The following is an 11,635-nucleotide window of genomic DNA, read 5'->3' as shown; positions in this document are numbered from 1 at the left end:
TAAACTCGGGTCACGGAAAAAGGAAACAAGTCCGTTTGAAGTGTTTCGGTGCCTTCGATGTCAGCTTGTGCGGTGCTCTAGACAGGGCAGCCCCGGCAGGAACTCGCTCGCCCCGAACGCCGGGCGCAGGTCCGTGAACCAGGTCGCCGTCTCGTCGTAGGTCGCGAAGAACGGGCGGTCGACCAGGGAGGGGTCGCGGGCCTGGATCAGGTGGAGGACGAAGACCTTCTTGCCGGCCACCTCCGCGATGCCGTCGACGCAGACCTTGCCCGGCATCGCGGACATCACCGGGCCGCGGACCGTGCGGGCGAGGCCGGAGACGCGGGCGTAGGCGTCGCGGAAGATCTGGTGGCCGCGGGCCAGCGGGACGCCGAAGTAGCCCTGGGGGCCGGTGTCGCGCTCGACGAACTGGTAGTACGGCACCGCGCCGAGCGTGGTCGTCTCGTCCCACAGTTCGGCCCAGGCCTCGGCGTTGTCGTTGATGCCGGCCACCAGGGGGCCCTGGCAGCGGATCACGGCGCCCGTGGCCCGTACCCGGCGCATCGCCTCCCGCACGACCGGTGGACGCAGCTCCTGCGGGTGGGTGAAGTGGGCCATCAGCGCGAGGTGACGGCCGCTCGCCACCACCTTCTCGAAGAGGCGCAGCAGGTCGTCGGCGTCGCGGTCGGTCGTGAAGCGGTAGGGCCAGAACGCGAGGGACTTGGTGCCGATGCGGATCGAGCGGATCGTGTCGATCTCGAGGAGGGGGTCGACGTAGCGGCTCAGCACCTCGGTGCTCATGACCAGTGGGTCGCCGCCCGTGATGAGCGTGCTGGTGACCTCGGGGTGGGCGCGGAGGTAGGCGGACGTGGTCGCGATGTCGTCGGTGGCGATGCGGAGTTCGGACTCGCCGACGAACTGGGGCCAGCGGAAGCAGTAGGTGCAGTAGGCGTGGCAGGTCTGGCCCTGGCGCGGGAAGACCAGCACCGTTTCCGGGTACTTGTGCTGGAGGCCCTCCAGGCGCTCGCCCTCGTGCACGGGCACGTTGGCGTCGAGCTGGCCCGAGGGATGCGGGTTCAGCTTCATCCGGATCTCGTGGGCCGCGCGCAGGACTTCGGCCTTCGGCGCCTCCTGGGAGAGGAGGTCGGCCATCTGCTTGAGGTCGGGTTCGGGCAACATCCCGGCCTGCGGGAACGTCAGCCGGAAGATCGGATCGTCCGGCACCGCCGACCAGTCGATCAGCTCGTCGACGACGTAACTGTTCGTGCGGAAGGGCAGCACCGAGGAGACGGCCCTCAGGGCGAGCCGTTCGGTGGCCGACAGGGACACGCGTTTCAGCAGTCCGTCCAGGTCACGGGGCGTGAAGGCGCGAAATCGGGTGCTCGTGTGTGGTGGAGCGAGGTGGAGCGCTGAACTCATTGGTGCAGGGCCTCTATTCCGTGACCAGGACCGCCGGCCGCAGTTCGACGAATGCGGTCGCCGACGCATCGTACTTCTCCGTGAAGTGCTGTCTCAGCAGCTGATGAAGGTCGCTCTCGTCGTCCACGACGATCAGTTCGTGGGCACCCGGCACGGTCAAGTTCTCGCTGTACGCGGAGAGTTGGTCGAGGCGATGGCGTGCCATGTAGGAGACGAGGTCGTGCCCGGCGACATACGGGCTGTCGTCGACGTAGACGAAGCGGCAGGTGAACTCCCGGCGGCCGTCGGTCGCGTCGACCAGGGTCACCGGCAGATGGGTGAACCGTTCCATCGGCTTGCTCTGCTGCCACAGTTCGTCGAAGCGCTGCTCCACGAAGGCGCCGAGCGGGGAGCGGACGGCGACTTCGAGCTGGACGCCCTCGCCGGAGAGGCGGCCGACGGTGAGGAAGGAGACCAGGGAGCGTTCGTCCCAGCGGTAGAGGGTCACGCCCGGCGAGGTCGAGCAGAGCCGGACTTCGAGGAACTGGCGTGAGGTGTCGTCGAGTCGGCGCGCGAAGTGGCCGAGCGTGCGCAGGTTGCGCATGATGTCGCGGCGGATGTCGGCGCTCTGCTCGCCGAGTTCGCGCCCGCGCAGGATCACGGCGAGGGAGTCGGGGTCCAGGAGCAGGATCTGCACCCGGGCGCCGTGCGCGGTGGCGGACCTGATGCCGCGGAAGAGGCGTTCGGAGTACTGGGGGCCGAACAGGTTGGAGAAGGTGTCCAGCACCTTCACGTTCGACGTCGAGCCGTAGACCTGGGCGCTGAACCACTCGTAGTCGAGCCGGGTGTGTTCGCGGACCCGGCCCTCCTGGGCGCGGGAGATCAGCGGGCCGATCACGAAGACGGTGACGACGACGCCGACGATGTCGGTGCCCAGGTTGAGGGCGAGGTTCTCGCCGTAGTTGTCCATGTGCTTGGCGAACCACAGCAACAGGCCCGCGCCGGCGGCGAGCAGGAGGAGCACGGTGAGGCTCTGCGGGCGGCGCGGGGTGCGTAACGTGCGCAGCAACCAGCGCAGTCGCGGTATCGGCCCACCACTCACCGCGTTCCCTCCCCCGTGTTTCCGTGTCCTGCGGAATCAGTGGATACCCGCACGGGGGAGGCGATACGCGTCGAACCGGTGTCCGGCCGTCCGGCTCAGCCCAGGGGGTGCATCCACCCGTGCTTGTCGACCACGTCACCGCGCTGGATGTCGAGGAGGGCGCCGCGCAGGCGCAGGGTCACCTCGCCGGGCTCACCGCCCGACTGCTGCCACTCGGCGCCGGTGCGCTTGACCGTGCCGACCGGGGTGATGACCGCGGCCGTGCCGCAGGCGAAGACCTCGGTGAGGGTGCCGTTCTCGGAGTCGCGCTGCCACTGGTCGATGGAGACACGGCCCTCTTCCGGCTCGTAGCCGAGGTCGCGGGCGAGGGTGAGGAGGGAGTCGCGGGTGACGCCCTCCAGGATGGAGCCGGTGAGGGTGGGGGTGACGATCCTGTTGCCGTAGACGAAGTACAGGTTCATGCCGCCGAGTTCCTCGACCCACGTGCGCTCGACCGCGTCGAGGTAGCAGACCTGGGCGCAGCCCTGCTCGGCGGCCTCGGCCTGGGCGAGGAGGGACGCGGCGTAGTTGCCGCCGGTCTTGGCGTCGCCCATGCCGCCGGGGACGGCGCGGACGTGGTCCTCGGAGACCCAGATGGAGACGGGCTTCACGCCACCGGGGAAGTAGGCGCCGGCCGGGGAGGCGATGACCAGGAAGAGGTACTCGTTGGCGGGCTTCACGCCCAGGCCGACCTCGGTCGCGATCATGAACGGGCGCAGGTACAGGGACTCCTCGCCGCCGTGCGCCGGGACCCAGTCGCGGTCCTGCTGGACCAGCACGTCACAGGCCTCGATGAACGTCTCGACCGGCAGCTCGGGCATGCCGAGGCGGCGGGCGGAGGTCTGGAAGCGGCGGGCGTTCTTCTCGGGGCGGAAGGTGGCCACCGAGCCGTCGGCCTGGCGGTACGCCTTGAGGCCCTCGAAGATCTCCTGCGCGTAGTGCAGGGTCATGTTCGCGGGGTCGAGGGAGAGCGGGCCGTACGGCACGAGCTGGCCGTCGTGCCAGCCGCGGCCCTCGGTCCACTTGATCGTCACCATGTGATCGGTGAAGTGGCGGCCGAACCCGGGGTTCGCCAGAATCGCGTCGCGCTCGGCGGCGGAAAGTGGCGAGGCCGAGGGCTTGAGCTCGATCGTGGGCGTCGTCATGAGTGGTTGTCCTTCACCGGTTGTGTGTGACGGGCCGCGCTCACGCCCTCGACTGCCAGTGGCCAGTGTTAGGACGTCCGAGCATTCCCTCATTCCGCGGCTCCGCGTTCGATTATCGCGCGCGGGGGACCGTGGACGAAAACGGCGTGAATGCGACCCAGGGATGATGGTGGCACCCGGCGGGGACGTAAGAAAAGCCGCCGGGTGCGGTTGCGACCCGGCGGCTTCGAAATATTGCGAGAGATTTCGAGTAGTGCGGCGGGTCAGCCGGCTACTCGTACGGCGAGCGCGTCGCCGATCTCGGTGGTGCTGCGCGCGGGCTTGCCGGTGCGCTCCGCGAGGTCGGCGGAGACGGCCTCCTCGATGCGCACGGCCTCGGCCTCGTAGCCGAGGTGGCGCAGCAGGAGGGCGACGGACAGGACCGTGGCGGTGGGGTCGGCCTTGCCCTGGCCCGCGATGTCCGGGGCCGAGCCGTGCACGGGCTCGAACATCGAGGGGAACTCGCCGGACGGGTTGATGTTCCCGCTCGCGGCGACGCCGATGCCGCCGGAGACGGCCGCGGCGAGGTCGGTGATGATGTCGCCGAAGAGGTTGTCGGTGACGATCACGTCGAAGCGGGCCGGGTCGGTGACGAGGTAGATCGTCGCCGCGTCGACGTGGATGTAGTCGGTGGTGACCTCGGGGAACTCGGCCGCGACCTTGTTGAAGACGTTCGTCCACAGGTGGCCGGCGAAGGTCAGCACGTTGTTCTTGTGGACCAGCGTGAGCTTCTTGCGCGGGCGGGCCTGGGCACGGGCGAAAGCGTCACGGACGACCCGCTCGACACCGAAGGCGGTGTTGACGGAGACCTCGGTGGCGACCTCGTGCTCGGTGCCCTTGCGGATGGTGCCGCCGTTGCCGGTGTACGGGCCCTCGGTGCCCTCGCGGACCACGACGAAGTCGATCTCCGGCTCACCGGCGAGCGGGGTCGCCACTCCCGGGAGCAGCTTGCTCGGCCGCAGGTTCACGTGGTGGTCGAAGGCGAAGCGGAGCTTCAGCAGGAAGCCGCGCTCCAGGACCCCGGACGGAACACTCGGGTCACCGATCGCACCCAGCAGGATCGCGTCGTGCGGCTTCAGCGCGGCGAGGTCGTCCTCGGTGAGGGTCTCACCGGTGGCGTGATAGCGCCGGGCGCCGAAGTCGAACTCCTTGGTCTCCAGCTTCACGTCCTGCGGAAGGACGGCGGAGAGGACCTTGAGACCTTCGGCCACGACTTCCTGACCGATGCCGTCACCGGGGATCACTGCGAGATCGATGCTGCGAGACATGCCCGACACCGTACTCCGCGTCCCATGGGATGACACCGGGTGTCCATGATGCGGACGGCTCCCGGGCGCCGGTGTCAGCCATTCGACCTGTGTTCACCCCTACGCTGGGAGGCCGTTGGACTTCTGGGGGAGCTTCATCGACATGGAGACACCTGACGTCGGCATCCCGGAGCACCTCGCGGTCCGGATGAGCATGGCCGAGCAGTACGAGTACCTGCGCACGAAGCTGACCCGGCGCCGCACGCTGGTGACGGCGGGCATGGTGGCGGGCGGCCTGCTGACGGGGTGCGCCGGCAAGAGCGGCACCACCGACAGCAAAGCCACGCTCCCCTCCCCCGCCACCTCGAAGGTGCCCGGCGCGGTGGTCACCCCCTTCGGCCGCCATCTCGCCTTCGGCACCGACCCGATGACGGAGATGCGGATCTCCTGGCAGGTGCCGTTCGCGGTCAAGAAGCCGTACGTCCGCGTGGGTTCGAAGCCCGACGACCTCAGCCGCCGGATCTCCGCCGAGGTACGCGCCCTGCACACCCCCGGCCTGACCGGCGTCCGCCCGGCCGTCGAGCAGTACTACGTCCACGCGGCCCTGGACGGCCTCCGCCCCGGCACGACGTACTACTACGGCGTCGGCCACGAGGGCTTCGACCCGGCCGCCCCGGCCCACCGCTCGACGATCGGCTCGTTCCGCACGGCACCGGGGAGCCCGGAGAGGTTCGTGTTCACGGCCTTCGGCGACCAGGGCGTGAGCAACGCGGCCGCCGCCAACGACCAGGTGATCCTGCGCGAGAACCCCGCGTTCCACCTCCACGCCGGTGACATCTGCTACGCGGACACCAACGGGCAGGGCAAGACGACGGACGGCTACGACCCGACGTACTGGGATCTCTTCCTCAAGCAGAACGAGGGCGTCTCCCGGACCGTCCCGTGGATGGTGACGACCGGCAACCACGACATGGAGGCCTGGTACTCCCCCGACGGCTACGGCGGCCAGCTCGCCCGCTGGTCCCTCCCGGACAACGGCTTCGACCCGTCGCACGCGCCGGGCGTGTACTCCTTCGTCTACGGCAACGTCGGCGTCGTGGCGCTCGACGCGAACGACGTGTCGTACGAGATCACCGCCAACCTCGGCTACACGGGCGGAAAGCAGACGAAGTGGCTGGACCGCAGGCTGCGGGAGCTGCGGGCGGCCAAGGGGGTCGACTTCCTCGTCGTCTTCTTCCACCACTGCGCCTACTCGACCTCCGCGCACGCCTCGGACGGCGGGGTGCGGGCGGAGTGGCTGCCGGTGTTCGCGAAGCACCAGGTGGACCTGGTGATCAACGGGCACAACCACGTCTACGAGCGGACCGACGCGATCAAGAACGGCGCGGTCGGCCGGGCGGTCCCCATCGGCGCGGCCACCGATCCGACCAAGGACGGGATCGTCTACGTCACGGCGGGCGGCGGCGGCCGGGATCTGTACGGCTTCCCGGCGGGCGTCAAGGAGAGCTACGAGGGGCACGTCACCCGGCACGGGACGGTCGACACCATGCAGTGGGCGAAGGGCCAGCACAGCCAGGCGGAGACGGTGGAGTGGTCGCGGGTGCGCTACCGGGGCTTCTCCCTCCTCTCGGTGGAGGCGGAGAGCGGCAGCACGCCGAGGCTCAGGGTGTCGGCGCTGGACCAGAACGGCAAGCGCGTCGACCACTTCGAGGTGCGGCGCGGTCGGTGAGACCGCGCCGCACCCCGTGCGGGCGCGGCTCCCGGCTGATGGGTGGTGTTACTGCTGCTCAGTGGCCGGTCTCGCCGCCGTTGTCCCGGCGGTCGAGGGCGCGCTGGAGAGCGGCGGCGGCGTTCTTGCGCTCGGACTCGCTGGTGCGGGTCACGTGGCGGACGCGGCGGCGGACGGTCGTCTCGGCCATGGAGAATCGACTCCTTCGATGATTCCTGGAGTGCTGAAGGGGGTTACGAGACGCCGGAGGGGGCGGGGAGCGGCGGACCACAGGGATTGCCTGCGCGGTGTCCGGCTCACGACCGCCATTCGCTTGGTCTAGCGAGACGTTCGGCTCCTACAAAGCTAGGACAGGACCGCGCATCTGTCTCCACAATTACTCGGACTTCCTACTATCTGAGACGGTGAAACGAGTCACGTGGCGTTGACCTGCGGTTTCACAAAACGCGGTGAGGCGTCAGAGCACGTCTCCGTCACGCCAGTCGAAGAGGAGATCGGCGTCGAGGTCGAGGGGTCCGGCGAGCGCGGTGCGGACGTAGGTGCTGTCCTCCTCCTCGGGCAGATGGACGATGCCGTCCGGGCCGAGGGCGGAGATCTATGGTCACGGGGTCAGTATCGGAGACACGGGCCCACGGCGTGCCGTCATCGCCGCATCGCTGTCATGACCGCGTTGACGTCGTGCCCGCGTTGACGTCATGGGCGCATCGCTCTCAGCACGGCTTCGCGGAACCCGTGCGGGTCCTCGACCCACGGGAGGTGCCCGGCGCCCGCCAGGGTCACCCGCCGTACCCGGGGCAGCGCCCGCTCCAGCGAGTCGACGCCCGACCGGGGGCGGATGTCCCGCTCCCCGTCGACGATGAGCACGGGGAGGTCTAGGGCCTCGCAGGCGGCGTACAGGGCGGGGGTGCCGGCGGTCCGTCTCGCCTCGGCGTTGAGGGCTTTGTTGCAGGGGAAGTTGATGGGGAACCAGGGGTCGGCCATCCGCTCCGCGTGCTCGACGGCCCGCTTCCGGTCCACGAACTCGGCGGACCACTGAAGCACGGCCCGTTCGCGGCTGTCGTCGGGCAACTTCCGCCAGCGGGCGAGCCGTTGGGGGTCCTCGCCGAGCCGGGCGAGTAGGTTCTCCTCGAAGGCGCCGTGCCAGTCGGCGTCCGGTCCGATGCCGGTGCCGCTGACGTAGATCAGCGCGGCGACCCGGTCCGGGTGGGCGAGGGCGTAGCTCAGGGCGAGCGAGGCACCCCAGGAATGGCCGAGCAGTACGGGCCGTTCCAGTGCGAAGTGCCGTCGTACGGCGTCGAGATCGGCCACGAAGCGTCCGGTGGTCCACGGGCCCGCGCACGGCTCGGACCGCCCGCAGCCGCGCTGGTCCCAACGGACCACCGTGGTACGGGAGTCGAGCATCCCGGCCACGTCCTCGGACATGTCCCAGAGTCCGGGTCCGCCGTGGCACAGCACCAGGGGTGGGGTGTCGGGCGTGCCACGGCGTCCGCGGACCGGGAGGCCCACAGCCGTACTCCGTCGTCCGCCGTGACCGCCGTGTCCTGCGTACGGGTTGGGGTCATGACGGGGAGTCTGCCGGTTGCGGGCCGCCTGTGGCTCAGCCCATGTGCGGGTACGTGTAGTCGGTCGGCGCGACCAGCGTCTCCTTGATGGCGCGGGTCAGGGTCCAGCGCATCAGGTTCTGCGGGGCGCCGGCCTTGTCGTTGGTGCCGGAGGAACGGCCGCCGCCGAAGGGCTGCTGGCCGACGACCGCGCCGGTGGACTTGTCGTTGATGTAGAAGTTGCCGGCCGCGTAGCGCAGCTTCTCCATCGTGTAGGCCGCCGCGGCACGGTCGTTGGAGATGACCGAGCCGGTGAGGGCGTAGTCGGACACCGACTCCATCTGGGTCAGCATCTCGTCGTAGTTCTCGTCCTCGTAGACGTGCACCGCGAGGAACGGGCCGAAGTACTCGGTCGTGAACACCTCGTTGGCCGGGTCGCTGCACTCGACGACCGTCGGGCGGACGAAGTAACCGACCGAGTCGTCGTACGAACCGCCCGCGACGATCGTGCAGTTGGGGTCCGCCTTGGCGCGGTCGATGGCCGCCTTGTTCTTGGCGAACGCGCGCTCGTCGATGACCGCGCCGACGAAGTTGGCGAGGTCGGTGACGTCACCCATCGTCAAGTAGTCGACCTCGGCGGCGAATTCCTCCTTGAAACCGGAGTTCCAGATCGACGCCGGGATGTACGCGCGGGAGGTCGCGGAGCACTTCTGCCCCTGGTACTCGAAGGCGCCACGGGTCAGCGCCGTCTTCAACACCGCGCGGTCGGCGCTCGGGTGGGCGACGACGAAGTCCTTGCCGCCGGTCTCGCCGACGAGGCGCGGGTAGGAGCGGTACTTCTCGATGTTGGTGCCGACCGTCTTCCACAGGTACTGGAAGGTCTTGGTGGACCCGGTGAAATGGATGGCGGCGAGGTCGCGGTGCTCAAGGGCGACCTTCGACACCTCGATGCCGTCGCCGGTGACGAGGTTGATGACGCCCTTGGGGAGCCCCGCCTCCTCCAGCAACTGCATGAGCAGCACGGCGGAGTGGGTCTGCGTCGGCGACGGCTTCCAGACGACGACATTGCCCATCAGCGCGGGCGCGGTCGGCAGGTTGCCCGCGATCGCGGTGAAGTTGAAGGGCGTGATCGCGTAGACGAAGCCTTCGAGCGGGCGGTGGTCGAGGCGGTTCCAGACGCCCGGGGAGTTGGCCGGGGGCTGCTCGGCGAGCAGGTCGCGGGCGTACTTGACGTTGAAGCGCCAGAAGTCGACGAGCTCGCAGGGACAGTCGATCTCGGCCTGCTGGGCGGTCTTGGACTGGCCGAGCATGGTGGAGGCGGCCAGGGTCTCGCGCCAGGGGCCGGAGAGGAGTTCGGCGGCGCGCAGGATGATCGCGGCACGGTCGTCGAAGGACATCGCGCGCCAGGCGGGCGCGGCGGCGAGGGCCGCGTCGATCGCGTCCTGGGCGTCGTCCTGGGTGGCGTTGGCGTAAGTGCCGAGCCGCGCCTTGTGGTTGTGCGGCTGGACGACGTCGACGCGCTCGCCGCCGCCCATCCGCCGCTCGCCGCCGGCGGTCATCGGCAGGTCGATCGGGTTCTCGGCCAGCTCCTTGAGCTTGACCTCGAGACGGGCGCGCTCGGGAGAGCCGGGCGCGTAGCCGTGCACCGGCTCGTTGACGGGGGTGGGGACCTGGGTCACAGCGTCCATGAGATCCGTAACTCCTTGTACGTGAGCGGGTGTTGGGGTCAGCCCTTGGTGAGGGTGGATCGCGCGAAGAAGAGGAGGTTGGCCGGCTTCTCCGCCAGCCTCCGCATGAAGTAGCCGTACCAGTCCGTGCCGTAGGCGGTGTACACGCGCATACGGTGACCTTCGGCGGCGAGCCGCAGATGCTCGTCGCTCCTGATCCCGTACAGCATCTGGAACTCGTACTCGTCGAGCTTGCGGCCCGCGCGCCGGGCCAGCTCCTGTGCGATGGAGATGAGGCGCGGGTCGTGGGACCCGACCATCGGGTACCCGTCCCCCTCCATCAGGATCCGCAGAATCCGGACGTACGCCTTGTCGATCTCGTGTTTCTGCTGGTAGGCGACCTCGGCGGGCTCCTTGTAGGCGCCCTTCACGAGCCGCACCCGGCTGCCGGCCTCGGCGAGGCGGCGGGCGTCGGACTCGGTGCGGAAGAGGTAGGCCTGGATGACGCAGCCCGTCTGAGGGAAGTCCTTCCGCAGCTCCTCGTGGATCGCGAACATCGAGTCGAGGGTGGTGTGGTCCTCGGCGTCGAGCGTGACGGTCGTACCGATGGCGGCGGCGGCCTCGACGACGGGCCGGACGTTGGCGAGGGCGAGTTCGTGACCGCCCTCCAGCGCCTGCCCGAACATGGACAGCTTGATCGACATCTCGGCCCGGGTACCCAGTTCGAGCTCTGCCAGCCGGTCGACGAGGGTCAGATAGGCGTCACGGGCGGCGGCGGCCTGCTCGGGGGTGGTGATGTCCTCGCCGACGACGTCCATCGTCAGCTCCAGGCCCTTGGCGGTGAGGTCCTGGACGATCGGCACGATCTCGTCGACGGTCTCGCCGGGGATGAAGCGGTCCACGACCTGCTTGGTCACCGGCGCCGCCGAGATCAGCCGACGCATCTGATCGCTGCGCGAGGCGGCGAGAATCACGGGACCCAGCACGGGGGTACCTCCAAGCAGTCGGACATAAGGGGAACCACCGTGAAACCTAGGGTTGTCTCCGATCGTCGACCATCGACAGCTGTCACGCATCCGTGCCGCAGATCTCAGACAGATGTATGAAGGCGGCACGGATTCGGCCGGGGAATGCGCGAGAATGCCCGGGTGACATCCGATTCCAGAGGCGACTACCAGGAGCTCGTCGACGAGATCTCCGAACTGCTCGGCGCCCCGGCGACCCTGGAGAACCGCGACTTCGAACTGATCGCCTTCGGGGCCTACGACGGCGAGGGCGACCTGGACCCGACCGCCCTGGACCCCGTCCGCACCCGCTCGATCCTGACCCGGCGCTCCACGGCGGCGATCCGCACCTGGTTCGAGGGCTTCGGCATCACCCGGGCGACCGGCCCGGTCCGTATCCCGCCCACCCCCGAGGCAGGCGTCTACCGAGGCCGTATCTGCCTTCCCGTACGCCATCGGGGCGTCGTCCTCGGCTACGTCTGGCTCCTGGCCGACGACCCCGGGCCCACCGCCCCGCAGCTGGACGCGGCCATGGCGGTGACGACCCGCATCGGCGCGCTGCTCGCGGACGAGGCGCAGGCGGGCGCCGACCTCACCCGCGAACTCCGCGCGGTCCTCACCGCCGAGCGCGGCTGGCAGCGGGACATGGCGGTCGCGGCACTGCGAACGGCCCTCGGCGCACGCGGCGACGGCCCGCACACGATGGTCTGCGTCGCCCCCTGGCCGTCGACCGCCGACCCGGACG

General features: G+C 69.3%; 9 protein-coding genes and 2 pseudogenes. 2 read left to right on the top strand and 9 right to left on the bottom strand.

From position 1 onward, the window contains the following. Positions 1-60: 60 nt before the first annotated feature. The 4 genes from JHN45_RS42235 to JHN45_RS42220 all read right to left on the bottom strand — a co-directional run bounded on the left by JHN45_RS42235 (position 61) and on the right by JHN45_RS42220 (position 4,970). Positions 61-1,398 carry a KamA family radical SAM protein gene (locus JHN45_RS42235; protein ID WP_200712644.1) on the bottom strand — a complete coding sequence of 446 codons (1,338 nt, stop codon included), beginning with the start codon at positions 1,396-1,398 and terminating at the stop codon, positions 61-63. Positions 1,399-1,411: 13 nt separating this feature from the next. Further along, the gene (locus tag JHN45_RS42230; protein ID WP_200712643.1) at positions 1,412-2,479 is read right to left on the bottom strand and encodes a hypothetical protein; all 1,068 of its coding nucleotides are present in this window, start codon (positions 2,477-2,479) and stop codon (positions 1,412-1,414) included. A 95-nt stretch (positions 2,480-2,574) separates the two neighbouring features. Next, positions 2,575-3,663, bottom strand: coding sequence for a branched-chain amino acid aminotransferase (locus JHN45_RS42225; RefSeq protein ID WP_200712642.1), 1,089 nt, complete (start codon positions 3,661-3,663; stop codon positions 2,575-2,577). Positions 3,664-3,926: 263 nt separating this feature from the next. Continuing rightward, positions 3,927-4,970: a 3-isopropylmalate dehydrogenase gene (locus JHN45_RS42220; RefSeq protein ID WP_200712641.1), complete on the bottom strand. Its 1,044-nt coding sequence runs from the start codon at positions 4,968-4,970 to the stop codon at positions 3,927-3,929. Between the two features lie 142 nt (positions 4,971-5,112). Here JHN45_RS42220 and JHN45_RS42215 point away from each other — a divergent pair, with 142 nt between their 5' ends. Further along, positions 5,113-6,678: a metallophosphoesterase family protein gene (locus JHN45_RS42215; protein WP_200712640.1), complete on the top strand. Its 1,566-nt coding sequence runs from the start codon at positions 5,113-5,115 to the stop codon at positions 6,676-6,678. A 58-nt stretch (positions 6,679-6,736) separates the two neighbouring features. Here the strand turns inward: JHN45_RS42215 and JHN45_RS54220 are convergent, their stop codons facing one another. The 5 genes and pseudogenes from JHN45_RS54220 to JHN45_RS42200 form a co-directional block, all read right to left on the bottom strand. After that, positions 6,737-6,868 (bottom strand): hypothetical protein, encoded by a 132-nt coding sequence (locus JHN45_RS54220; RefSeq protein ID WP_019068673.1) that lies wholly within the window; start codon positions 6,866-6,868, stop codon positions 6,737-6,739. 267 nt (positions 6,869-7,135) lie between these two features. Then, positions 7,136-7,273, bottom strand: a pseudogene (locus JHN45_RS53595) (aminoglycoside 2'-N-acetyltransferase); the annotation flags it as partial. A 98-nt stretch (positions 7,274-7,371) separates the two neighbouring features. Continuing rightward, a complete protein-coding gene (locus JHN45_RS42210) occupies positions 7,372-8,184 on the bottom strand; it encodes an alpha/beta hydrolase (protein WP_307783343.1) in 813 nt (270 codons plus the stop codon). 91 nt (positions 8,185-8,275) lie between these two features. Next, entirely contained in the window at positions 8,276-9,907 is a 1,632-nt protein-coding gene (gene pruA, locus JHN45_RS42205) for an L-glutamate gamma-semialdehyde dehydrogenase (RefSeq protein ID WP_201054636.1), read from the bottom strand. Between the two features lie 38 nt (positions 9,908-9,945). After that, positions 9,946-10,872 carry a proline dehydrogenase family protein gene (locus JHN45_RS42200; RefSeq protein WP_200712636.1) on the bottom strand — a complete coding sequence of 309 codons (927 nt, stop codon included), beginning with the start codon at positions 10,870-10,872 and terminating at the stop codon, positions 9,946-9,948. 144 nt (positions 10,873-11,016) lie between these two features. Here JHN45_RS42200 and JHN45_RS42195 point away from each other — a divergent pair. Then, a pseudogene (locus tag JHN45_RS42195) lies at positions 11,017-11,635 on the top strand (PucR family transcriptional regulator); the annotation flags it as partial.

This window comes from Streptomyces sp. MBT53 (assembly GCF_016654115.1).
GTDB lineage: Bacteria > Actinomycetota > Actinomycetes > Streptomycetales > Streptomycetaceae > Streptomyces.
Note: the sequence above shows the minus strand (reverse complement) of the source record. Positions and strands in the feature narration are given on the sequence as shown.